This window comes from Prosthecobacter algae (assembly GCF_039542385.1).
Classification (GTDB): Bacteria; Verrucomicrobiota; Verrucomicrobiia; order Verrucomicrobiales; family Verrucomicrobiaceae; genus Prosthecobacter; species Prosthecobacter algae.
Genome location: NZ_BAABIA010000006.1, coordinates 26,506 through 49,082, shown reverse-complemented (window position 1 = coordinate 49,082; position 22,577 = coordinate 26,506). Strand labels below are relative to the sequence as shown.

The window sequence follows — 22,577 nt, the reverse complement described above, 5'->3', positions numbered from 1 at the left end:
TATGATACCCGCCCCCTGCGACCTCGGCAATTCCAAGGACAGTCTCAAAAACTCCATCATCAATCATCTGCGCTTTACCCTGGGCGCCTATGTGGAATCCGCCAGCAAGAACGATTGGTGGGTGGCCACCTGCCTGGCCATCCGGGACCGGGTGATGGATCACGCGACGAAGTCCCGCACCCTGCATCGCCAGTCCGGCGTGCGTCGTGTGCACTATCTTTCCCTGGAGTATCTCATGGGGCGGCTGCTGGAAAACAATCTGCGCAACTCAGGTCTCTATGAGTCCACCAAGGCCGCTCTCGGCGAGATGGGCAAGGACCTGGATGCCCTGCTGGATTGTGAGCCTGACATGGGCCTGGGCAACGGTGGTCTGGGCCGCCTCGCCGCCTGTTTCATGGACAGCCTCAGCACCGTGAATCTGCCGGCCATCGGTTACGGCATTCATTATGAGTTCGGCCTGTTCCGCCAGGAGTTTGTGAATGGTAAGCAGGTGGAACATCCGGATGCCTGGATGCGCGATGGCAGCCCCTGGAAAATCGCCCGCCCCAGCTACCGTCAGACGGTGCAGCTTTATGGCCGCGTGGTGCAGAAGTTTGATGACTGCGGGCACCCGCGCTCGGAGTGGGTGGAGACTAAAGCCCTGCTGGGCCTGCCATGGGACATCCCTATCGTCGGTTATGACAGCCACACGGTGAACGTGCTGCGCCTCTGGCAGGCCCAGGCGGATGAAGACTTTAACTTCCAGGTCTTCAATGAAGGCAGCTATGTCGAGGCCCTGCGCGACAAGGCCATCGCCGAGACGGTCTCCAAAGTACTTTACCCGAATGACTCGACCGAAAGCGGCAAGGAGCTCCGCCTGGTGCAGCAGTACTTCTTTGTCGCCTGCTCCCTGGCAGACATTGTTCGTCGTTTTAAAGTTGGTTATACCCTGCCATGGAGCGAGTTCCCCTCCAAGGCCGCCATCCAGCTCAATGACACTCATCCTGCCGTTGCCATCCCCGAGCTGATGCGCATCCTGGTGGACCTGGAAGGGCTGCCATGGAACGATGCGTGGAAGATCTGCCAAGAAACCTTCGCCTACACAAACCATACCCTTCTGCCTGAGGCCCTGGAAATGTGGTCCGTCGGTCTGTTTGAGCGTGTGCTTCCACGTCATCTCCAGATCATCTACCAGATCAACCAGCTCTTCCTGGAAGGTGATGTCGAGACGAAGTGGCCCGGCGACAGCGAGAAAAAGCGCAGCCTTTCCCTCATCGAGGAGCGCGGTGGCAAGTACGTTCGCATGGCCAATCTTTCCGTGCTGGGCAGTCACGCCACCAATGGTGTGGCCGCGCTGCACACACGCCTGCTTTGCGAGCGCCTGTTTGCGGATTTCTACGCGCTGTATCCTGACCGTTTCCTGAACCTGACCAACGGCATCACCTTCCGCCGCTGGCTGGATGTCTGCAATCCGCAGCTCTCCGCGCTCATCACCGAGACCATCGGCGAAAGCTGGAAGAAAAACGCCGACCTCCTGCGCAATCTGGATCCGTATGCAGATGATCCGATCTTCCGGGCGCGCTATGCCAAAATCAAACGCGACCACAAGGTGGTGCTGGCCAAGATCATCCTGGATGAATGCGGCGTGACCGTCAGTCCGGATGCGCTTTTTGATGTGCAAATCAAGCGTCTCCACGAATACAAACGCCAGCACCTGAACCTGCTGAACATCGTCACGCTGTATCGCGAGATACTGGACAATCCGAACGCGGATTTCCATCCCCGTGTCTTCATCTTTGGTGCCAAGGCGGCCCCAGGTTACTTCCTGGCCAAGAACATCATCCATGCCATCAACGCCGTAGCTGCGAAGGTGAACAATGACCCTCGTGTGGGTGACAAGCTGAAGGTCGTCTTCATGCCGAACTACCGGGTTTCCCTGGCAGAGAAGATCATCCCTGCTTCGGACCTTTCGGAGCAGATTTCCACTGCAGGCAAAGAAGCCTCCGGCACGGGCAATATGAAGCTGGCCCTGAATGGCTCCCTCACCATCGGCACCCTGGACGGAGCCAATGTGGAGATCGAGGAAGAAGTCGGTTCGGAAAACATCTTCATCTTTGGTCTCACCGTGGAAGAGGTGACGGAGCTGCGCGCCAAGGGCTACAATCCCTGGGACTACTACTGGGCTAACGAGAAGTTGCGCAACACGATCGACTGGATCAGCAGCGACTACTTCACGGGCAATGCCGAGGAATTCCAGCCGCTGCGCCGCAGTCTCCTGGACCATGGTGATCCCTACCTTTGCCTGGCGGACTACCAGTCCTATGTGGATGCGCAGGCCCAAGTGGACGCCACCTACAAGGATCAGGACAAGTGGGTGAAGATGGCCATTCTGAACACTGCCCGCGTGGGCAAATTCAGCAGTGACCGCACCATCCTGCAATACGCGGAGAAAGTCTGGAACCTGCCCCAGGTGCCCATCGGCGAGTAATCCGCGTTAACAGCCAAGCTCTACCAGCCGCCTGTGTTCACTCACAGGCGGCTTCTTTGTCTGAGGGTGGGGAGGTCAAACGAGCATGGCCTCATGCTCCTCTTCTTCCTCCGAGTAGTGCCAGTCCACCTCGCCATTGAGGTGGACGCAGGGAGGCAGCTCGCTGGGGAAGTAAATGTGACGGAGGCCGCAGGCGACCCCCAGGCTGAGATGGTGCTCAGCGATGGCCTCGGGCGACAGCAGGCAGCGGAGGCACATGTCTTTCCCGTTCCACTTGCAGTGCAGGTGGCAGGGGTCATTGGCTATGGGTTCGGGCATACGTGGGACCTTTCCATGAACAGTTCGCAGTGAGACTTTTCGATGGAAGTGACCGGCTGGCTCGGGAGAGCAGATGCCCAGATCCTCCGCTGCGGATGAGGTGAATCATCGGGACGGATTTTCCGGATTTTTTGTTTTACCACGGATGCCGATTTGCAGGCAATGACCAAACAGATATTTTTTACAATGTTTGTTAGACTGAATATTTGGTGCTCTTGATGATCCGTTAGATCATAGGAATTATTCAGCCTTGCCTAGTTGGCTGCGGCCTGCTGAAATCATGCATGGATCAGGCGGATAAACCGACAAAAAAGTGGGGATGGCTTCAATGGGGAAGCGTGCTGGGCGTGACCGGTCTGGTAGGCCTCATTTCGATGGCCTCCTGGCAGTTGGTTAAAACGGCGGGTGAACAAGCTGCGAGCATCAAGAACGTGAGATCCATTGGAGGCCAGTTTCATGCTTGGGCGTCAGATAATGGCGGTATTTTTCCGGATGCCATTCACTATGATGAGCGCAAGACTGCCAACTTGGTCTTTCGTCAGCTATTTAAGGATGAGCTCTTGGATGACGAGAAACTCTTCGGGGCTGTTCGTTCGCCCTACAAACCGGATGGGGAGGTGGGTTTAGCTCCCCACTACGCACAGGCCGTTGGGCCGAATGAGAATCACTGGATGATGTTTGGCGGGCTGTCTAATACCTCATCGCCCAATGAAATACTGTTATTTGAAAACAGTGTGAATGCTGCTTGGCCTCTCTGGTGGCGAAAAGGAGAGGATGAGCCAAGACGTGGACGCGCTTGGCCCGATGGCAAGATAGGGGTCTGCTTGACCGACCTTTCTGTCCAATTGGTGACCCTTGAAGAAAGGGGGGGCAAGCTCACGTTGCCTGCGGCGGTCATCGTTTCTTATCCAGAGGGATACCAGAACGACCGTTCGGTCCTGGATATCGAGACCAAGTGAAGGAAAGTGATGCTTACGCAAAAACTCCCACTGCATTCCGCAGCAGGGTCAGGCCCGTGTCCTGGCTCTTCTCGGGGTGGAACTGCACGGCCATGAGGTTGTCCTTGCAGATGCCGGCGGTGAATTCGTTGCCGTAGGTGGTGGTGCAGAGGGCCAGGGATTTATCCGCCACGTCAGGGTAGTAGCTGTGCACGTAGTAGAGGTAGGAGGGATTGGGCAGCCCTTTCCACCACTTGGCACCACGTTCTTCCCAGTGGACCTGGTTCCAGCCCATGTGCGGGATTTTGAGCCCATGATCCGGCAGGAACTTGCGGACAATGCCGGGGGCCACGCCCAGGCCTTCGACGCCGGGGGATTCTTCGCTGGCTTCAAAGAGGAGCTGGTAACCCAGGCAGAAGCCCAGGTAGGGCCGCTCATCCTTGAGCCACTGCTTCAGGGGATCCCAAAGCAGCCGCTCCTTGATGATGCGGACGCTGTCGCCAAAGGCCCCCTGGCCTGGGAAAACGAGCACGTCCAGCCCTTCGAAACCTTTCGGCTCCGTGACAAGTTGGGCCTCATGGCCGATGGCCTTGAAAGCATTCAATACACTGCGCAGATTGCCAGCGCCGTAGTCGAGCACACCGAGATTCATGGATTACAATACGTCCTTGGTGCTGGGAATGCCGACGACTCTTGGGTCATGCAGGGTGGCGGCGTCGAGCGCGCGGGCGAGGCCCTTGAAGATGGCCTCGGCCATGTGGTGGGAATCGCGGCCACGTTTGATTTCGACATGCAGGGTACACAGAAGGGCGCTCGAAAAGGCGCGCAGGAACTCCTCCACGAGCTGATAGCTAAAGACCCCGGCGCGACCGCCGATGGCCTCCATCTTTTCCGGAGCGTGGTAGCTGAGAAAGGGCCGACCGCTGAGGTCCATGGCCACTTCGGCAAGGGTCTCATCCATGGGCAGGAGGAAAAAGCCATAACGCACGATGCCTGCCTTGTTGCCCAGGGCTTCGCGGAAGCACTGGCCCAGGACGATGCCGGTATCCTCGACGGTGTGGTGATAGTCCACATCCACATCGCCGACGACCTTGACGTTCAGGTCAAAGAGACCGTGCTTGGTGAACAGCGTGAGCATGTGGTCGAAAAACGGCACTCCGGTGTCAATGGTGGACTGGCCGGAGCCGTCCACATTGAGTTCGATCTGGATGTCCGTTTCGGCGGTCTTGCGGTGCTGTTTGGCGGTGCGAGGCATGGAGGGGAGGATTCAGTCTGCGGTATTCAGTCTTCAGTTTTCAAGAGAAGACCGGGCCTGTAATGAACACTGGAAACTTGACACTGGAAACTGAAACTTCACTCCGCCTTCTGCGCGGGCGTTTTCACCTGATCCAGGACTTTGGTGATGATGTCGTCCACTTTGATCTGCTGGGCTTCGCCTTCGAAATTCAGGATGATACGGTGGCGGAGGGAGACGTGGGCGATGGCGCGGATGTCGTCGGTAGAGACGGCGGTGCTGCCATGCAGGGCGGCCCAGACACGGGCGCCTTTGATGAGGCTCTGCAGGCCACGGGGGCTGGCTCCGTAGGAGACAAAACGCTGGATCTCCGGCAGCACGCCGGGAGTCTCCGGGTGGGTGCCGAGGATGAGCTGGGAGGCGTAGCGGGCCACGGGCTCGGCCACGGGCATCTCGGCCAGCTCGCGCTGCATTTTCATGAGGTCGGTGCCGGTGAGGATGGATTTCAGCGTGGGCTCGGTGAAGCCGGTGGTGCGGCGGGAGATTTCCACCAGGGAATCGAGATCGGGGAAGGGGACCTTGATCTTAAACATGAAACGGTCGAGCTGCGCCTCAGGCAGGGGGTAGGTGCCTTCCATCTCCATGGGGTTCTGGGTGGCGAGGACAAAGAAAGGCTCCGGCAGCATGTGGCGCTCGCCACCAGTGGTGACGCAGCGTTCCTGCATGACTTCCAGGAGGGCGGCCTGGGTTTTGGGGGTGGCGCGGTTGATTTCATCCACCAGCAGCAGGTTCTTGAAGACGGGGCCTTTTTCAAAAAACATCATGCGGCGGCCCTGGTCGTTTTCATTGACGATGTGGGTGCCCAGGATATCCGCTGGCATGAGGTCGGGCGTGCATTGCACACGTCCGGGCTCCAGGCCGATGACCTGGGATAGGGTGCGGACGAGGAAGGTCTTGCCCAGGCCAGGCACGCCCTCGAGCAGGACGTGGCCGCCGGAGAAGATGGCCACGAGGACATCGGTCAGCAGGGCATCGTAACCGACGATGGACTTTTGCAGCTCGGTCTTGAGGTTTTGGAAGAGTTTGGGAAAGGCGGGCATGGGGAGGGAAATCGGTAAACAAGATTCAGTGGGCAGTCTTCGCGGTTAGGGCTGTTTTTCGAAACGGCGGCGGAGTTCGTTGAAGTAACGGCGCACCTGCTCGCGTCGGCTGGGAGGCAGGGCGGAGTCGTCCAAGGCCTCTTCTTCAGCCTGGAGAAATTCGACGGCGGTCTGGATGGCGTTGCGAGTGGTGGATTCCTGGCGCGTGCCACCTTCCACAGCGCGGGTGCTAGACTGGCCCTCGCTGTTTTGCTGGGCATTGACGACGGTGCTGTTGGTCGTGTCCTGCTTGGCGGTGGGGTCGGCTTTCAGATCGGCCTTGCCCACGCCGGGATCGCGCCCACCGGGAATGGAGAGGGTGATGTTGGGGGTGCCATCGCTGGGATCGCCTGGAGGGCCGCCGAGAATGAGCATGTCGGGCGGTTTGTCGCCCGGCTTTTGTCCTGGGACCGGTGCCATGAGCATGGGCGTTCCTTGTTCGCCCTGCTGGCCGGGTTGACCTTGTTGTCCAGGCTGCCCCATCTGGCCCACCTGCATTTGCTGGGGCTGGCCTTGGCCCTGCTGGCCAGGGTTTTGCTGCGGCTGCATGGACTGGCCCTGATTGGGCTGGCCCAAGCCGGGAGGCTGCAGGGCCTGTTGCTGGCCTTGCTGTCCGGCGGGAGTTTGGCCGACCTGCGGTGTCTGTCCAGACTTTGACTGTGGGGTGTCGCCCGCAGCGGCATTCATCTGCTGCATGCCGCCAGCTTCATTCTGCCCGGCGATGTTGCTGCCGGCATCGCGGAGCTGCTGGGCCAGCTTTTCCAGTTCCTCGCGGGATTTCTCACGCAGGGCCATGTCACGCATTTGGTTAGCCAGTTTTTCAAACTCGCCGCCGGCCGCAGCGGGCTTGCCCTGGTTCATCTCGTCGCCTGCCTGCAGGACATGCTGGCCCACGGTGCGCGTGCGGTCTTCCTTGTCAGAGGTCTTTTCGATGTCATCCAGCGTCTCCTTCAGGCGTTCACGGGCGGCTTCGGGCAATTGTGGGGACTTGAGCTGATCCGCCAAGGCATCGGCGGACTTGGCGGCTTGGGAGGCGTTTTTGGCGGCGACGGCATCGCCCAGATCGGCGGTATCGGCATGGGTGCGCAGGGCTTCGACGAGCTTGTCGGAGGCCCAGGCCTCTTTGTCGTTGGCCAGCCGTTCCGCCAGTTTCTCCGCCTCGCGGGCACGGCGCTCCAGGTCGGACATCACCTGGCGGGCATCCTGGCCCTTGGCATTCTCCAGGCTGGCCGCGGTGGCTTTCAGGTTTTCCTTCAGCTTCTCCAGGTCGGCCTTTTCACTCTCTTCCAGTCCGGCGAGGTTTTTCTTGTCCCAATCTGTTTTTGCCAGCTTGTCAGCCTCGGCTTTCGCAGCGGCCTGCATGGAGGGGTCGAGGGGGATTTCGTCGCTGCGGCTTTGCACCAGGGGGATGCTGTGGAGGAGGAGAAGCAGGACCAGGGGAAGCTCCAGCCAGCGTTTGAAAAGCGGCAGCGGCAGGTCCTTGGCGAGGCTCTTTCGGGCCTGGGGCAAAACCTCACGCTGCTGCTGCAAATGCCCCTCTTCGGTGGCGGTGCGGGTCTGCTGCTGCTCAAACCACCACGCGCTGGCAAAAGCTTCGCGGCGGCCCGTCTGGGAATCCCAAAAAGCGAGGGCGCTGTATGGCCCCGGCATTCTCCAGGTGGCCAGGGCGGCACTGCCGAAAATCCAGAGGCCAAAAAAGAGGCTGCCCCAGATGGCGGCACTTGAGCCACCCAGCGTGAGCAGGGTGGCAATCACGATGATCAGCAGACCGCTGACCGTCCACACCGTGCGCCCCAGCCAGCCCAGCCAGCGCCGCAACCACACCCGACGCCGCACCTGCTGCGCAACAGGCGCGAAGGTGGTGGGGGATTGAGGGGTGGAGGTCATGGGTTCTCTGTCCTAGATAACGACTCAGTGCCCTCAACCTCCAGCAAGAATTGAGGCAAGTGCAAAGAAAGTGCTGAATCAACCTCTCATAGATTTTGATCCATGTAAGATTATCTTCTTCACTTAGCGATATGACGCCTCCGATCTCTGGACTTCAACATCACCGTACCCTGTCTTTTTTAGATAGGCTTTAACAAATGCTGGCTCGCTCGGATTCCGAGGTCCAAGCAAAACGTGACTGATCGATGTTTTGGTGCTGGTCCTGAATGTATAATCGTAGAACGGGATTAAACCATACTTGGAGTTACGATACCCGGCAGTCATTGGGTCTATAACTGTTGGTGTGGATAACTGAGAGCCAAGTGACCTGGGCCAATAAACAGCTCTCCATTCGCGTTCCTCTTTGAAGGCAGCATTTTTATGTTGAAATGCCCACTGAGTTAGGATGGATGAAACTAAAATGGAGCTGAAAATTAATTCTTCATTTGGAACCGATTTGTGTTCTTCAAAAAGATTGAAAATTTGTTTGGAAATTTTTCCCTGGTTGTAGTCAATCTTAAAGAGACATTTCTCAATAAGGGAGCCAAGGTTGGGTTGTAGAATTCCTTGAATAGGGAGGCATTCGATATTGAATCCTATGTTGTATCCAGAACCGTCGTCAGCATATCCTCGCCACTGGCTAAGGGAATCTGGTTCTTCTGAGAAAGAAACCATATAAAGATCCCTTCCGTGACCTTGGAATATTTCCAAGACGTTTTTTATATACTCACTAGCTATCCATTCAGGTTTTTCCTTCAGAAGGTGTTCAATAATTAGTTCGACATGCCGTAGTTCATGCGAATCGTTCATACCAGATGAATGACTCATTCTTAGCACACCGCTTTCAGCTATTGCCATAAAGCTTTGTGCAGGGCAGTAGTGATACAGCGTTTTCGGGGCTTTCGAGTTCGACATAATGAAGTAATTTTAAGAACCTTTTCTGTCAATTTTCTGAAGGATGAAGGTGATTGTAGGGTATTCAAGTTGAGTAAGCACTATTCCTTCAAAGCATCCCCCGAAAATCTTCCTCACTCAGGATCTTCACGCCTAGCTTGGTGGCTTTGTCGAGCTTGCTGCCAGCATCGGCACCTGCCAGGAGGTAGGTGGTCTTGCCACTGACGCTGCCACTGACCTTGCCGCCGTTGGCGCGGATGGTGTCTGCGATGGTTTCGCGATCCTGGCTAAGGGTGCCGGTGATGACCCAGGTGCTGCCGTTGAGCTTGTCGCTGGCAGCCTCGACGGTGCGCTGGGCGAAGGTGAGACCGGCGGTACGGAGGCGTTCCAGCAGAGCTTTGTTATCCTCATGGTTAAACCAGCCATGCACACTTGGGGCGACAATGGCCCCGATGTCCGGGCACTGGGTCAATTCCTCGATGCTGGCCTTAGCGATGGCATCAATGCTGCCAAAGTGCTCGAGCAATTTGCGGGCACCGCCTGCCCCCACGTGGAGGATGCCGAGACCGAATACGAGCCGCCAAGCGTCCTGCTGTTTGCTGGCTTCGATGGCCTTGAGGAGGTTATCAATGCTCTTGGTGCCCATGCGCTCCAGGCGGGCGAGTTTCAACTCGTTCAGGTCATAAAGATCGGCGACGTCTGACACGGTGGGCACGCCGTTCAAGGGTGTGTCCACCAACTGGGCGACGACGGATTCACCCATGCCGCTGATGTCCATGGCTCCCCGGCTAACAAAATGTTCTAAACGACGTTTCACCACCTCTGGGCATTTGGGATTGGGGCAACGGATGACGACCTGTTCTTCATCCTTGTGCACTCCGGTGCCGCAGATGGGGCAGTGGGTGGGCACTGGGATGGGGGTCTCGTCGCCGGTGCGCAGATCCTTCTTCACGATGACCACCGCAGGGATGATCTCGCCCGCTTTTTCGATGACCACGGTGTCACCAACCCGGATGTCTTTGCGCTCGATCTCCTCGAAGTTATGCAGGGTGGCATTGCTGACGGTGGAGCCGCTGAGGAAGACGGGGGTGAGGCGTGCCACGGGCGTGAGGGCCCCGGTGCGGCCCACCTGGATGTCCACGGCCAGGAGCTTCGTCTCTGCCTGTTCAGGCTGGTACTTGTAGGCAATGGCCCAGCGCGGGGCCTTGCTGGTGAAGCCGAGTTCGCGCTGATCCGCAAAGGCGTTGACCTTGATCACGGCACCATCGGTTTCATAGGGCAGTGACTTGCGCATGGCATCCAGTTCATGGATGGCCTCCAGCAGGCCCTCGGCGCTGTCCTTTTCCCAGACTTTATCGGCCTTGCGCAGCCCGGCATTTTTTAGCAGGTCATAAACCTCTGTCTGCGCCTCGATGGGCATGCCCCAGGAGTCGGCGAGGCCATAAAAAACGATGTCGAGCGGGCGCTTGGCGACGATTTTTGGGTCCAGCAATTTGAGGGTGCCGGCCGTGGAGTTGCGGGGATTGGCAAAGCGGGGTTCGCCCGCACCTTCACGCTCGTCATTGAGCTTGGCGAAGTTCGCCTTGGTCATGAAGACCTCACCGCGCACCTCGAAGGTCTGCGGGCCGTCTTTCGGCAGGCGCAGGGGCAGGGCTTTGATGGTCTTCAGGTTGGTGGTCACATCGTCCCCAGTCTGGCCGTCGCCACGGGTGATGCCATGTTTCAGCACGCCATTTTCGTATCGGATGCTGATGGCCACGCCGTCCACCTTCGGCTCGATGACACAGGCGATCTTTTCGCGACCGAGGCCCTTTTGCAGGCGGGCAAAGAAGGCGGTCAGCTCGGCTTCGGAGTAGGTGTTGTCCAGGCTCATCATCGGGATGGTGTGCCGGATCTGGGTGAAGCCTTCGATGGGCGCACCGCCGACACGCTGGGTGGGTGAGTCCGCCGTCAACAGATCGGGAAACTGGGTCTCGATGGCCTGAAGTTCGCGCAGGAGCGCATCGAATTCCTGATCGGTGATCTCCTGCCGGGCCTCGACGTAATAGAGGTGGTTGTGGCGGTGGAGATCGGTGCGGAGGGATTCGGCTCGGGCGGAGGCTTCAGCGTGAGTCATGCGACCTCTTTTTTAGCGAGAAAGCGCCACCTGGGAAAGGGAGATTCGGTATTACTTCCTCGTTTTCAGAAAGCTTAACTCTCAGGCATGCCCAGACGTCTGAGGAGAATCGCCAAAAAAAGATTCACTCTGCCCCAAGAAACCTCGCACACTGCCGTGATGCCTGGCGAACACGACCCCATGAACGACACCCACCGCCTGTTTCTGGATACGTTGAGCCGCTATGAGAGGCCGCTGCTGCGGTATGCCCACAGCTTTACCAACGACGCTGAAGAGGCACGCGATGTCGTGCAGGACGTGTTTATCAAACTGAGCCAAAACCTCGCCACGCTGGATCCGGACCGGCTGGCGCCCTGGCTCTTCACCGTCTGCAAAAACCGCGCCCTGGATCACCAGCGCAAACACCAACGCCTCATCGTCATGGAAACGCAAACTTTAGACCTGGAAGCCTCCGAGGTCCCCCAGCCCGGAGCGGAAATGGAAAGCCGGGAGACCGCCGCCGCTCTGCGTGGCTTCATCGAAGAACTCCCCCTTCGCCAGCGCGAGGCCATCCGCCTCAAATTCATCGCCGGTCTCGACTACAAACAGATCAGCGACGCCATGCAAACCAGCATCGGCAATGTCGGCTACCTCATTCATCATGGCGTGCTGGCCCTGCGCCTGAAATGGCAGGCCCAGGAAGACGCCACACCGGGCAAACCGAAATCCGCCCTGGCCTAACTAAACCTTTGTTTAAACTTTTTAATTCACTTTTCCCATGAAACCGGAACAAATCACCGCCTGGGCCCTGAACGAACTCAGCGCCGAAGAGCGCGCCCAGATCGAGGCACTGATCCAGGAAGATGCCGAGGCCAGCACACAGGCCACCCAGACCAAGGGCTTCTGCGACTTCCTCACGGCTGAACTCGGCGACGACTCACTCGCCTTCACCCCAGAACAACGCGAGCGGCTGAGCCGTGCCGATGCTCCTGCTGCTTCGTTTCCCAGTGAAGCGACCCAGCCCGCATCACCGAAACAGCCGACGTTTTGGAGACGCCATGTCTTCATGAATCTGGCTGCCGCTGCCGCCGTGGTGATGGGCACGACCCTGCTCATCCGCAAGCAGATGGAGAGCGAAGGCCAGATGGCCGAGATCACGCCGACCATTCGTGGGAACCTAGGCGATCATCAAACCCCCATCACAAAGGCGAGTCCTGTGCCCGAGGAACCAGCCCCGGTGGTGGCTGCGGCCCCAGCGGCGGTCGGCAAAGACGCGCAGGTTGGACGCTTGCTTAACGAAGGCCGAGGCAAGCATGAAATGGGCGATTATGATGGTGCTTCCCAGGCTTACATGGATGCCTTGAAGGCGGACCCTGTGAACAGTGCCGCCCGTCAGGGCCTGGAAAAGGTGGAGCAGAATCGGGCGGAGTACTTTGACACGGCGCGGGACCACCAGCGTGCCCGCATGCTGAACCAAGTGAATGAGGCCTGGGAATCCACCGCACCGACAACCGCCAGTGTGGCACCTGGGCAGGCCGCAGCCACCCCCGCCGATGCTGCAGCCCCTAAACCTGCGGCTCCCGTGGTAACAGGTAACATGACGGTCAATGGTGGTAGCTTGGCCATCACCGGTGCAGGGGCCCTTACCCTTCAAGGCAGCACCACCTACACAGGGGGCGTTGTGTTGTCCGCTCCAAGTTCGGTGACATTCATCGCAGGATCTGAGATGGCTGGAAACGCCGACGTTTTAGACGGCGAAACTCAAACCCGTCGCAGCCAAGAGTCCTACACGCAGATCATCGAAAATGCGCTCAAGAGTGTGATGAACGAGCCTCTTTCCACCTTCTCTATTGATGTGGATACGGCCTCGTATGCGAACGTGAGGCGCTTTCTCAATCAGAACAGTGCCCCACCACGCGATGCGGTCCGCATTGAGGAGTTGATCAATTACTTCCCCACGGATGAAACGGGTCCGGTGGCAGGAGCGAAGGAACCCTTTGCCGTGAAGGTGGAGATGGCCGCCTGCCCGTGGCAGCCCCAGCATCGGCTGGCCCGCATCGCCATCAAGGGTAAGCAGATCGGCCAGGATCGCCAGCCCAGTAATTTGGTCTTTCTGGTGGATGTGTCCGGCTCCATGGCGGAGCCTAACAAACTGCCGCTGGTGCAGCAAAGCCTGCGCATGCTGGCCGGGCAACTGGGTGAAAATGACCGCGTCTCGATGGTGACCTATGCCAATGGCTCGCAAGTGGTCCTGTCTTCGACAACAGGCCAGAGCAAGGGCGAGATTGTATCTGCGATTGACCGGCTCCAGGCTGGCGGTGGCACCCATGGCAGTGGCGGCTTACGCCTCGCGTATGAGCAGGCCGTGGCAGGCTTCATCAAAGGCGGCGTGAATCGAGTGTTGCTGTGCACCGATGGCGACTTCAACGTGGGCATCAGCAGCCCGACAGAGTTGGAATCCTTCATCACGGAGAAAGCTCGCAGCGGTGTCTTTCTCAGCGTGCTGGGCTATGGCTCCGGCAACCTGAAGGATCGCACCATGGAAACCCTGGCTGACAAGGGCAATGGCAACTACGCCTATATCGACAGCCTGGGCGAGGCCCGCAAGGTGCTGTTGGAGCAGATGAACGGCACGCTGGTCACCATCGCCAAGGATGTGAAGATCCAGGTGGAGTTCAATCCGGCGGTCATCCGCAGCTACCGCCTCATTGGTTATGAGAATCGTTTGTTAGCCAAGGAAGACTTCAATGACGACACCAAGGATGCCGGGGAGATCGGCGCTGGGCACAGTGTCACCGCGCTGTATGAACTGGTGCCTGCGAACCTGCCTCCAGGTGCGGAGCCTCTTCCTCGGGTGGATGCGCTGAAGTATCAGCAGCCGCCTGCTACTGCTGCTGCCGCACCTGCGGCAGAACCCATCGCCGCTGCTGGAACGACAGACGAAGCCCTCACGGTGAAGCTGCGCTACAAGGAACCCGAAGGCAGCACCAGCAGCCTCATCGAAGTACCAGTGAAGGATGATTCACGGGCGATGGAAACGGCCAGCGGCGAGTTCAAGTTCACCACGGCCGTGGCCGGGTTTGGCCTGCTGCTGCGCCAGTCTTCCTATGCGGGCCAGCTCACCTGGGACCAGGTGCGCCAGCTTGCCCTGGAGGGGAAAGGGACGGATGCTTTGGGTTACCGTGGCGAGTTCCTCCAGCTCATCGAGAAGGCGAGGGGAGTGAGCCGCTAGCCATTGTGGGAGGCTGATTCGACAAGCTTGGTAAACTTTTTCGAACTTTTTTATTCACACTGTTTGACAATACTAAACCTTCATCTAGTATCTCAATCCGCAGCCAACACTGCGGGGCGTCAAAGCCAATGCACCCCTAGCTCAACGGATTAGAGCATCTGACTACGGATCAGAAGGTTAGTGGTTCGAATCCACTGGGGTGCACCAAAGCTAAACAAGCTTGGTGCACCTGTTTCATTCCGTGAGCGGGCATTTTTCAAAAGACCTCCAGAAGGTTATTTTTCGTTGGATCCAATGTTGCGAATGGAGATTCATTCTTGTTCGGCAAGGTCCTGGCCGATTCGTTTCTCTGGGGTTGAGATCCCAGCTTAACTCCTCCAGTGACTCCTGTTTGACTTACCGCATTCTCCCCGTCATTCTGAGTGCCTATGGGACTTTTTGATTCTTTGGCCAAGCAGGCATTGGGCGGTATTTTCGGAGGCAGCAGCAAGCAGGGCGACATGCTCACCGGGTTGCTTAACCAGGCCGGTGGTCTGGGCGGGCTGATGCAGCAATTTCAGCAGGCTGGCCTGGGGGATACCTTTGCTTCCTGGGTCTCCAAAGACGAGAACCAACCCGTGCAGCCTGCCCAACTGGAGGCGGCCCTGGGCAGCGATGCGATCAAGGATCTCGCTGGCAAGCTGGGCTTTGATGCGAAGATGGTGCTGCCGCTGCTCTCGCAGTTCCTCCCGCAGATCATTGATCGGCTGACCCCGAATGGCAGCATTGAGGACACGCATCCCTCCGCTGAAAAGCTGCAGGATGTCCTGACCGGCGTGATGAAAAGCGGTCTGGGCGGCCTGTTCGGCGGTCGTTCCTGATCCACCGCACGCGCAGCCGCAGGTTTCTCTGTTCTTCCGTTGCCGTAGAGACGTAAGTGATGGGACTTTCCTCTGGGCGCTCCCGTCCGTCTTGAAGTCCATTCCGTTCACGTCATCCCCCGATGCTGCGTCTCGCCCTCAAAATGCTGTTTGGTGACACTGGCAAGTACCTCATGCTGGTGGCTGGCCTGGTGTTTGCCACCTTTCTGATGGCGCAGCAGACGGCGGTTTTTTGCGGCCTGATGAGCTGGACCACAGCGACCCTGAAAAACGTGCCCGCACCCATCTGGGTGGTGGAGGGCAGGGTGGAGCAGGTGAATGAAACCAACCCCCTGCTGGATACCGATGTGGCCCGGGTGCGCAGTGTGGATAGCGTGGCGTGGGCTTCACCGCTCTATTCCGGCATCCAGCGCGTGCGCCTGGAGAACGGCAATTTTAAGATCATCCAACTCATTGGCATCGATGCCACCACACTGGCGGGGGCACCGGTGAAGTTGCTGGAAGGTCGGCTAGAAGACCTTCGCCTGCCTCATGCTGTGATTATTGATGACCTCGGGGTGAACCGGCTCTCGAAAGAGAAGGGGGGCAAGGTGAAGCTGGGCGACATTTTTGAGATCAATGACCAGGAGGCCCGCGTGGTGGGCATTGCGGATACCATGCAAAACTTCTCCGGCGGCCCGTATGTGTGGACGACCTACGAGCGCGCGCTGCAATACACGCCACCTCAGCGCAAGATGCTCTCTGCCGTGATTGCCGCCCCGCGTGAAGGCATCAGCGAAGCTCAGTGCGTGGCTGACATTGAGCGTGAAACAGGGCTGAAGGGGTACCTGAACAAAGGTTTTAACTGGAACGACTTCACCGCTGAAAAGCCGCCTGCCATTCAGGATTTCAATACGACAACGGTGGCCTGGTACATTCGCAATACCGGTATCCCCATTAGCTTTGGCATTACGGTGGTGGTGGGATTCATCGTGGGAACCGCCATTTCCTGCCAGACCTTTTACTCCTTCGTTCTGGAGAACATGAAGCATTTGGGCGCGCTGAAAGCCATGGGGGCCTCCACCTGGACTTTGTGCATGATGCTGCTCACGCAGGCAATCACGGTGGGCCTCATCGGTTACGGCATTGGGATGTTCTTCACGGCCGGGTTTGCCAAAGGAGCCCTGGCCAATGAACAGCCACCTTTCTACATGCCTGAGGCCGTGCCACCTGTCGTGCTGGGAGTCATTGTCGTCATCTGCATGCTGTCCGCGCTCCTCGGCATTTGGCGTGTCGCGAGGCTGGAACCGGCAATGGTTTTCCGTGGCTGATCATGTCTGAAGTTGTTGCCCCATATGCCGCCCGGGTGCGCGGATTGAACAAGTCCTTTGGCGACGGGGCCTCGCGCCTGCACGTGCTGAAGGATGTAGACATGGACGTGAGGCAAGGGGACATCACCATGCTCATAGGTCCCTCAGGCTGTGGCAAAACGACCCTCATCAGCATCCTTGCCGGCACATTGAAGCCCGATGCCACGACTCAGGAACTGAACGTGCTAGGGCAGGATCTGCAAAAGATGACCAGCGGTTCCATCACCCGCTTCCGCGCCCAAAACATCGGCTTCATTTTCCAGGCCTTCAATCTCATCCCCACGCTCAGCCTGGCAGAAAACGTCAGCGTGCCTTTGCTCATCCGGGGCGTGCGATCCGGCGTGGCGGAAAAAAGGGCGCGTGAGGTGCTGGCGCTGGTCGGCCTGGGAGATCGGGCCAAGAGCCGGCCTAACCAACTTTCAGGTGGTCAGCAGCAGCGTGTGGCCATCGCCCGCGCCCTGGTGCATGAGCCGCGCCTGATCATCTGCGATGAGCCGACGGCCGCGCTGGATGCGAAGAACGGGCAGCTCGTGATGGAGCTGTTCGAAAACGTGGCGCGCAGCCCGGAGCGTGCGGTCCTGATCGTCACGCACGACAACCGCATTTTTCCTCACGCTAACCGCATCGCCTCCATGGACGATGGGCGGATCGTGGAAGTTCACGACATTGATGCCAGTCATCCGCTGCCGGAAAATCTCCGGCATGGGTTTCACCAGTAAAGCTGTGCGTTAGGCAGCAACTGTGGCCCAGCGAAGGGTCGGGGCCGAGCGCACCTTGGCCTCGGCATTGAAGGCGATCAGGAGCAGGGCGCTGAAGCCCAGATCACTCAGCAGGGAATTGCGCAGAAAGACCCAGGTGGGCGGGAAACCAGGAAGGCCGGTCGTCAGTGCCTGGACAAGGCCCTCAAGGCTCTTGCTGTACTCATGCATCGTCCACCAGGACAGGACATTGGTGACGACGTAAAAGACCAGGCTGCAGGCGGTGGCACCCAGCAAGGTCTGGAGGATACCGGCCTGACCCCGCATCTGGTTGGCAGCCCAGGCCGCCACTCCGTAAAGGACATACATGAGGTAAACTTCAGGATGGCCTGCACCCATGGCCAGGAACTGTCCGCCCATGGCGGCGAAGTCGATGCCCACCAGCATCAGCGGCCAAGCCCACCAGGGGATGGTGCCGCGCGGGAAGACCAGCGTGCCGGTGAAGGCGAGGGCCATCCAGGGGGAGAAATTTGGCAGCAGGCTCATGCCGTCCGAATTCAGCTTCATCCATTTCAGGCCGAGGGCGAGCAGGACAAGCAGCAGGGGCACCCAAAGAAGGGGGGCAGGAGCACGGGAATCAGACTTCATGAAGGGCAGAATAGGATGGCTTGCGGCGGATGCAACTCACAGCTTCTCAGGTTCCTGGAGGAGCTGGGCCACGCGTGCCAGCAGGCGGCCTGCACCGCCACCATCGAGGATGCGGTGGTCAAAGCTGAGGGTCAGCTCCGCCTCAGTGACGGGGATGAACTGCTTCACCTCCTCGCTCCAGCGTGGCACCTTGCTGCCAGCACCGAGGCCGAGTACGAGATTCTGTTCGGGCAGGGGAATGGGGGTGGCCCAGACGATGCCGAAGGTGCCGAAGTTCGTCACGGTGGCGATGCCAGGACGGTTGACATCCATGGGCAGGCGGCGGGCGCGGGCCTGCTCCACCAGCTTATTATATGTGGGCACCAATTGCACCAGCGGGGTCTTTTCCACCTCGCGCAGAACGGGGACAAGCACCCCATCATCCACCTCCACAGCAAAGCCGATGTCAATGGCACGCGGGTGCACGATGCGGCTGCCGATGAGACGGCCGGCGACGGCCGTGTTTTCCGCCAGGGCGAGCGCCAGGGCACGGATGATGTACAGCGCGGGACCCGGCTTTGGGTTGGTGCGTTTGCGGTGAGAGAGGATGGCGTCGAGAATCACTGGGCTGCCCACCGTGGCTAGGGGGCGGCTCCAACTGCGGCGCATGGAATCCGCCACTGCGATGCGCATGGGCGAAGCCGGAGTGAGGCGGTGCTGCTCCAGGCCGCGCAGGAAGTTTTCAAAGTCTTCGACGGTGACGCGGCCACCAGCACCCGTACCGGCGATGCCTGCGAGGTCGGAGGCATTCAGGCCCAGTTCATTCATGCGGGCGCGCATCCGTGGCGAGATGTAGCTGGCCCCTGTGGCCCCGGCGGGCACGGGCAGGGCACCCCCGACGACGGGCTCGACCTTTGGCTGATAACCGGTGATGTTGTCCTCTTCGTTGAACTGGAAGTGCAGCGAATCTGCGCTCGGCATGCTGTTGGGCGGGGCCGATTGTGCAGGGGCTGGGGATTCGGTGAACCCCATGGAAAGGGCGTCTTCATCCGAAACATCGAAGGAGGCAAGATTGGAGCCCACGGCGTAGCTTTTCTGCACCTGGGCAGTGATGGCCGAAACATGGCCTGCACAGGGGCTGCTGACAGCCATGGTGGCCTTGTTCGTTTCCACCTCAAAGATGTCCGTGCCGGCATCGATCTGCTGGCCTGGTTCGATCAAAATGCGAACGATGGTGGCCTCGGCAATGGACTCGCCCAACTGGGGCATCAGGATTGGAATGGTCGGCATGAGGGAAGAAAAGCAGGCTGCAAGATGGAAGCTGGATCAAGTACGTCAAGGCACTGTCCAATACCTGATGACGATCTTTTCCTGAATGGCCGACGGCTGGCCACGCTTTTAGACCGGTTTCCAAAAATCTTGTCCGAAAAGCGGCGGCGGGGTGGGACGATTGGCGGCGTTATTCGCTTGGCTGTTATCATGAAGATAGCAGCCTGCGCTCCTGCCTTGCCACTCATCCCACCGCGCCCGCCTTTTCAATCGGACAATCTTTTTGGAAACCAGTCTAATAAGCGGGCATGGGGCAGGCAAAAGCAAGACGGAATGGCAGGGCAAAGGGACTCATTTTTCATGAGGCAGATCCCGCCAAAATAAAAACCGCCGCCAGATCACTCTGGCGGCGGCTTTCATTAAAGCTGTCGGACTGGCTTACTTCCCAGGAACGCCATACACGGCGACTTCGCAGTAGTGGTTCATCTCGTTGGAGGTGTTGCCATTGCTGTAAAGGCGGACGTACTGGGCCTTGGTGTTTTTGCCATCGATCACGCGACCATGGTTGGTTTCGATGTAAGCAGGATCTGCACCGGCGCCCATCTTCAGGGTGTCGTCATGGTCAGAGTTGAAGAGGGTGGTGACACCGGTCTTGAACTCTTTGTCGTCGGAAACCTGAATGACCACGTCCACATAGGCCTGAGCCTGCTTATGGTAGTGCCAGGTGGCGATCTTGTTGATCGAGGTCGGAGCACCGAGGTCGATCTGCACCCACTGAGGACCAGGGGCGAGTTCGACGAAGCAGCCGTCGGAACCGTCGGCATCGCCATCGGTCACGAGGGTGAGCTCACCGATGATCGGGGCCGGATCGCTGGAAGTCACTTCCTTGTCCTTGGCCAGATTGACCGTGCCTTTAGGGGCCTGGAAGGACTTGATGATCTTGGATGGATCAGGCTGCTCGAGGTTCGGCAGTTTGGCCGGGACCGGAGTGCCGATGAACATCGGTTTTGGGAATTCGATTTTGATCTCTTCCATTTCCTGAGCGGAGACAGAAGTGCTGAGGGCTGCGATGGCAGCGAGGGCGAGGGTCGTGTGTTTCATGTGGGGGAATCGTTGGTTGGATCGGCCTCGGTTTGGCCTGTCGTCTTAGACGGTAAGAACGGCGGAATATTAAAAAGAGGGAACAGAAAAGTGCAAATGGAAGCAAGCGGGTGATGGCTTGAGTCTTTTAGGCACTGGATTCCGTTCCCTCGTTCAATTCGATGATCAGACTTCGAAGTCGGCGGGGGTGAAGGTGTACTTCTGGCCGGTCTGCAAGCAGTCGTAGGCTTTCAGCACTGTCACGCAGGACTTGAAGGCATCCATGACATTGCAGGTGAGATGCTCTGGCTTCTTCATCTGCACCGCTTCGATGAAGTTGGCGACGTGAGGAGTGTGCGGGTAAACGCTGAGGGTGACCGGAATTTCCCAGGGGTCGAGAGCCTTGGATTCACGGGCATCGGCCACGGCCTTGGCTACGCCGGAGACGGCGTAGGACTTCGGTGCAGGCTTAGTCCAGGAGCGGTTGTGCTCCCAGAACTTGTTTTTGATGTTGTCCGGGGCTTTGACCAGGATGGGGTTGTCACCGGTGGTCCACTTCGTCCAGTCCTGGCCGGGTTCGGCATAGACCTGGTTGGAGGTGGGGCTTTCGGAGATGATGGCGGAGCCTGCCACGCCCATGTGCTTCTCATAGTAGCCCTGGCTGCCAGTGGTGGTGAGCACCTGATAGTAGGCGCGCATCGTGCCGGAAGGCAGCTTGTACTCATAAAGACACATGACGTTATCCGGCAGCTCGAACTTCGCCTTTGCGGCACCGTCCGGGCCGGGGGTGCCATCATAATAATCAACACCACCAGCGGCGTAGAGGGAGACCGGGGTGGTCTCATACATCCAGTTGAACATGTCAATCTGGTGGGCACCGAGATCGGAGATGGGACCGCCGCCGTATTTGGCAAACCAGCGCCAGTTCAGGAACTCCTCCATGCTGCCGTAGCCGTAGCGGGCCAGCAGTTCTGGAGAGACAGGATTCTTTTTGGGTGCGCCCAGCGGGGTGCTGGCGGACACGCCACGGTTCCACTGGCCATAGCAATGGGTCACGCGACCGAGCAGGTCATTCTTGATGATCTTTTCGCGAAGGTGGACGTAGCGGGGATTGGAATGGCGCTGGTGACCGATCTGGAAGATGCCGTTGAATTCACGGCCAGCCTTCACCATGTCGCGAGCACCTTCGATGGTGTTGGACATCATCTTTTCGCAATACACCGACTTGCCTTTGGACAGTGCCAGGCGGGAAAACGGTGCGTGCAGGAAGTCGGGGGTCGCGATGAAGACCGCTTCGATATCGGCCTGCTTGTCGAGCATCTCCTCGATGGTTTCAAACTGGGCGACTGGGCCGTCCACCTGGTGCTTGTTTTGAAGCTCCATGTAGCGGGCCATGACGCGGCGCTTGTCCTCACGAATGTCGGAGACGGCCACCCACTGGATGCCGGTGGGGAGCTGGGAAGCGGCCGCGCGAAGGCGGTCGCCCTGGGCACCGCAACCGACGAGGGCACACTTGATTTTGCGCCCGGTTTCAGTGCCCTGGGCGATGGCACCTTTGCTGGTGGCGAGGTACAACCCAGCGCCGCTGACGGCGCTGGTGCGCAGGAAGGAGCGGCGGTCAATGAACTTGGACAGCCCGCTGGGCTTGGGGGTAGGGGAAGGAGTCGTGCTCATAGCTTCACGTAATTTACGTTGCGCAGCGGCAATCAGCCTTCGGTGCTGGCAGCCTTTTTAGCACGGCCACGGCCGAAGATGCCATCAAGGGACAGGTAGCCACTCTTATTGGTGTAGAGGGCGAAAGCGGTGAGCAGGATGCCGACGCCGATGTTGGCGGTCAGTTCCATGTCGTCCGGCAGGGCAGCAAGGCCGAAGCCAAGGGACAGGAAGGCAAAACCAGCAGCAACGAGGGCGAATTCGCTGAACAGGCCGATGGCCACCCAGACGCCGACGGCGAGGAGCATGTAACCGACGCTGTGAGCGTAGGCTTCAATGGCGGAGGCAGGAAGGAAAGAAGGCAGCATGCTGTTGTCCGTCATCAGCTTGGCGATCTGGTCCGTCTTGGTCTGATAGTTGCCTGCATTGAAGGTTGCCGCAGCACCATCACCGGAACGGAACTTGTCCACACCGGCCATGAACAGGCGAAGCGCCACCCAGAGACGTGTGATCAGGTTGGCGAAAGCGAGGTCGAGGCGGCGGCAGCAGGAGGAGTTTTGATCGGACATGTTGGTTGTACTGAGTTGGCGTATGGGTAAGGAGGGGCGATTCTGAACGAGTCACCTGGGAAATCCAGCAAAATTTAGATGCGAGGGGCCAGAGAATCGAAGTAAGCGCGCCAGTGGTAATTCTACGCCTGCCATTTGCAGTCCTATCGTCACTTTCTGTCGTCGAATTCATGCTTTCTGATTCCGCAGGCTTGCCATTCGGGATTTCACCCCCTAAAAAATCAAATTC

19 protein-coding genes and 1 tRNA gene are annotated in these 22,577 nt (G+C 58.6%); 8 read left to right on the top strand and 12 right to left on the bottom strand.

All coding sequences use genetic code 11. From position 1 onward, the window contains the following. Position 1: 1 nt before the first annotated feature. Positions 2–2,467 (top strand): glycogen/starch/alpha-glucan phosphorylase, encoded by a 2,466-nt coding sequence (locus ABEB25_RS14915; RefSeq protein ID WP_345737215.1) that lies wholly within the window; start codon positions 2–4, stop codon positions 2,465–2,467. 75 nt (positions 2,468–2,542) lie between these two features. Here ABEB25_RS14915 and ABEB25_RS14910 read toward each other — a convergent pair whose 3' ends face one another. Beyond that, positions 2,543–2,785 (bottom strand): hypothetical protein, encoded by a 243-nt coding sequence (locus tag ABEB25_RS14910; RefSeq protein ID WP_345737214.1) that lies wholly within the window; start codon positions 2,783–2,785, stop codon positions 2,543–2,545. Positions 2,786–3,069: 284 nt separating this feature from the next. Between ABEB25_RS14910 and ABEB25_RS14905 the strand changes: the two genes are divergently transcribed. Then, on the top strand, positions 3,070–3,744 hold the full coding sequence (locus tag ABEB25_RS14905; protein WP_345737213.1) for a hypothetical protein: 675 nt from the start codon (positions 3,070–3,072) through the stop codon (positions 3,742–3,744). A 13-nt stretch (positions 3,745–3,757) separates the two neighbouring features. On the opposite strand, the gene hisH is transcribed toward ABEB25_RS14905, so the two are convergent. The 6 genes from hisH to ligA all read right to left on the bottom strand — a co-directional run bounded on the left by hisH (position 3,758) and on the right by ligA (position 11,032). Beyond that, positions 3,758–4,375: an imidazole glycerol phosphate synthase subunit HisH gene (gene hisH, locus ABEB25_RS14900; RefSeq protein ID WP_345737212.1), complete on the bottom strand. Its 618-nt coding sequence runs from the start codon at positions 4,373–4,375 to the stop codon at positions 3,758–3,760. A gap of 3 nt (positions 4,376–4,378) precedes the next feature. Next, on the bottom strand, positions 4,379–4,978 hold the full coding sequence (hisB, locus tag ABEB25_RS14895; RefSeq protein WP_345737211.1) for an imidazoleglycerol-phosphate dehydratase HisB: 600 nt from the start codon (positions 4,976–4,978) through the stop codon (positions 4,379–4,381). A 98-nt stretch (positions 4,979–5,076) separates the two neighbouring features. Continuing rightward, the gene (locus ABEB25_RS14890) at positions 5,077–6,057 is read right to left on the bottom strand and encodes an AAA family ATPase (protein ID WP_345737210.1); all 981 of its coding nucleotides are present in this window, start codon (positions 6,055–6,057) and stop codon (positions 5,077–5,079) included. A gap of 45 nt (positions 6,058–6,102) precedes the next feature. Further along, on the bottom strand, positions 6,103–7,983 hold the full coding sequence (locus ABEB25_RS14885; protein WP_345737209.1) for a DUF998 domain-containing protein: 1,881 nt from the start codon (positions 7,981–7,983) through the stop codon (positions 6,103–6,105). A gap of 123 nt (positions 7,984–8,106) precedes the next feature. Next, the gene (locus ABEB25_RS14880; protein ID WP_345737208.1) at positions 8,107–8,937 is read right to left on the bottom strand and encodes a DUF2971 domain-containing protein; all 831 of its coding nucleotides are present in this window, start codon (positions 8,935–8,937) and stop codon (positions 8,107–8,109) included. Between the two features lie 88 nt (positions 8,938–9,025). After that, positions 9,026–11,032, bottom strand: coding sequence for an NAD-dependent DNA ligase LigA (gene ligA, locus ABEB25_RS14875; RefSeq protein ID WP_345737207.1), 2,007 nt, complete (start codon positions 11,030–11,032; stop codon positions 9,026–9,028). Positions 11,033–11,212: 180 nt separating this feature from the next. Between ligA and ABEB25_RS14870 the strand changes: the two genes are divergently transcribed. From ABEB25_RS14870 to ABEB25_RS14845, 6 genes are all read left to right on the top strand, one after another. Then, a complete protein-coding gene (locus ABEB25_RS14870) occupies positions 11,213–11,752 on the top strand; it encodes an RNA polymerase sigma factor (protein WP_345737206.1) in 540 nt (179 codons plus the stop codon). A gap of 37 nt (positions 11,753–11,789) precedes the next feature. Continuing rightward, positions 11,790–14,243 carry a YfbK domain-containing protein gene (locus ABEB25_RS14865; RefSeq protein WP_345737205.1) on the top strand — a complete coding sequence of 818 codons (2,454 nt, stop codon included), beginning with the start codon at positions 11,790–11,792 and terminating at the stop codon, positions 14,241–14,243. Between the two features lie 130 nt (positions 14,244–14,373). After that, a tRNA-Arg gene (locus ABEB25_RS14860) sits at positions 14,374–14,450 on the top strand. Positions 14,451–14,671: 221 nt separating this feature from the next. Beyond that, a complete protein-coding gene (locus ABEB25_RS14855) occupies positions 14,672–15,103 on the top strand; it encodes a YidB family protein (RefSeq protein WP_345737204.1) in 432 nt (143 codons plus the stop codon). A 122-nt stretch (positions 15,104–15,225) separates the two neighbouring features. After that, positions 15,226–16,413 carry an ABC transporter permease gene (locus ABEB25_RS14850; protein WP_345737203.1) on the top strand — a complete coding sequence of 396 codons (1,188 nt, stop codon included), beginning with the start codon at positions 15,226–15,228 and terminating at the stop codon, positions 16,411–16,413. 2 nt (positions 16,414–16,415) lie between these two features. Next, on the top strand, positions 16,416–17,171 hold the full coding sequence (locus tag ABEB25_RS14845) for an ABC transporter ATP-binding protein (protein ID WP_345737202.1): 756 nt from the start codon (positions 16,416–16,418) through the stop codon (positions 17,169–17,171). A gap of 9 nt (positions 17,172–17,180) precedes the next feature. On the opposite strand, the gene ABEB25_RS14840 is transcribed toward ABEB25_RS14845, so the two are convergent. The 5 genes from ABEB25_RS14840 to ABEB25_RS14820 form a co-directional block, all read right to left on the bottom strand. Continuing rightward, the gene (locus tag ABEB25_RS14840) at positions 17,181–17,798 is read right to left on the bottom strand and encodes a DUF6580 family putative transport protein (RefSeq protein WP_345737201.1); all 618 of its coding nucleotides are present in this window, start codon (positions 17,796–17,798) and stop codon (positions 17,181–17,183) included. A 36-nt stretch (positions 17,799–17,834) separates the two neighbouring features. Further along, on the bottom strand, positions 17,835–19,067 hold the full coding sequence (locus ABEB25_RS14835) for a 2-oxo acid dehydrogenase subunit E2 (RefSeq protein WP_345737200.1): 1,233 nt from the start codon (positions 19,065–19,067) through the stop codon (positions 17,835–17,837). Between the two features lie 417 nt (positions 19,068–19,484). Beyond that, complete coding sequence (locus ABEB25_RS14830; RefSeq protein WP_345737199.1) at positions 19,485–20,147, bottom strand: discoidin domain-containing protein; 663 nt, start codon at positions 20,145–20,147, stop codon at positions 19,485–19,487. 165 nt (positions 20,148–20,312) lie between these two features. After that, positions 20,313–21,800 (bottom strand): Gfo/Idh/MocA family protein, encoded by a 1,488-nt coding sequence (locus ABEB25_RS14825; protein ID WP_345737198.1) that lies wholly within the window; start codon positions 21,798–21,800, stop codon positions 20,313–20,315. A gap of 32 nt (positions 21,801–21,832) precedes the next feature. Continuing rightward, positions 21,833–22,348, bottom strand: coding sequence for a hypothetical protein (locus tag ABEB25_RS14820; protein WP_345737197.1), 516 nt, complete (start codon positions 22,346–22,348; stop codon positions 21,833–21,835). Between the last annotated feature and the right edge of the window lie 229 nt (positions 22,349–22,577).

Coding starts and splice junctions, on each gene's coding strand:
- ABEB25_RS14845 (WP_345737202.1), top strand. CDS start 16,416: ATGTCTGAAGTTGTTGCCCCATATGCCGCCCGGGTGCGCGGATTGAAC.
- ligA (WP_345737207.1), bottom strand. CDS start 11,032: ATGACTCACGCTGAAGCCTCCGCCCGAGCCGAATCCCTCCGCACCGAT.
- ABEB25_RS14820 (WP_345737197.1), bottom strand. CDS start 22,348: ATGTCCGATCAAAACTCCTCCTGCTGCCGCCGCCTCGACCTCGCTTTC.
- ABEB25_RS14880 (WP_345737208.1), bottom strand. CDS start 8,937: ATGTCGAACTCGAAAGCCCCGAAAACGCTGTATCACTACTGCCCTGCA.
- hisB (WP_345737211.1), bottom strand. CDS start 4,978: ATGCCTCGCACCGCCAAACAGCACCGCAAGACCGCCGAAACGGACATC.
- ABEB25_RS14910 (WP_345737214.1), bottom strand. CDS start 2,785: ATGCCCGAACCCATAGCCAATGACCCCTGCCACCTGCACTGCAAGTGG.
- ABEB25_RS14830 (WP_345737199.1), bottom strand. CDS start 20,147: ATGAAACACACGACCCTCGCCCTCGCTGCCATCGCAGCCCTCAGCACT.
- ABEB25_RS14890 (WP_345737210.1), bottom strand. CDS start 6,057: ATGCCCGCCTTTCCCAAACTCTTCCAAAACCTCAAGACCGAGCTGCAA.
- ABEB25_RS14865 (WP_345737205.1), top strand. CDS start 11,790: ATGAAACCGGAACAAATCACCGCCTGGGCCCTGAACGAACTCAGCGCC.
- ABEB25_RS14825 (WP_345737198.1), bottom strand. CDS start 21,800: ATGAGCACGACTCCTTCCCCTACCCCCAAGCCCAGCGGGCTGTCCAAG.
- ABEB25_RS14905 (WP_345737213.1), top strand. CDS start 3,070: ATGGATCAGGCGGATAAACCGACAAAAAAGTGGGGATGGCTTCAATGG.
- ABEB25_RS14855 (WP_345737204.1), top strand. CDS start 14,672: ATGGGACTTTTTGATTCTTTGGCCAAGCAGGCATTGGGCGGTATTTTC.
- ABEB25_RS14840 (WP_345737201.1), bottom strand. CDS start 17,798: ATGAAGTCTGATTCCCGTGCTCCTGCCCCCCTTCTTTGGGTGCCCCTG.
- hisH (WP_345737212.1), bottom strand. CDS start 4,375: ATGAATCTCGGTGTGCTCGACTACGGCGCTGGCAATCTGCGCAGTGTA.
- ABEB25_RS14850 (WP_345737203.1), top strand. CDS start 15,226: ATGCTGCGTCTCGCCCTCAAAATGCTGTTTGGTGACACTGGCAAGTAC.
- ABEB25_RS14885 (WP_345737209.1), bottom strand. CDS start 7,983: ATGACCTCCACCCCTCAATCCCCCACCACCTTCGCGCCTGTTGCGCAG.
- ABEB25_RS14915 (WP_345737215.1), top strand. CDS start 2: ATGATACCCGCCCCCTGCGACCTCGGCAATTCCAAGGACAGTCTCAAA.
- ABEB25_RS14870 (WP_345737206.1), top strand. CDS start 11,213: ATGAACGACACCCACCGCCTGTTTCTGGATACGTTGAGCCGCTATGAG.
- ABEB25_RS14835 (WP_345737200.1), bottom strand. CDS start 19,067: ATGCCGACCATTCCAATCCTGATGCCCCAGTTGGGCGAGTCCATTGCC.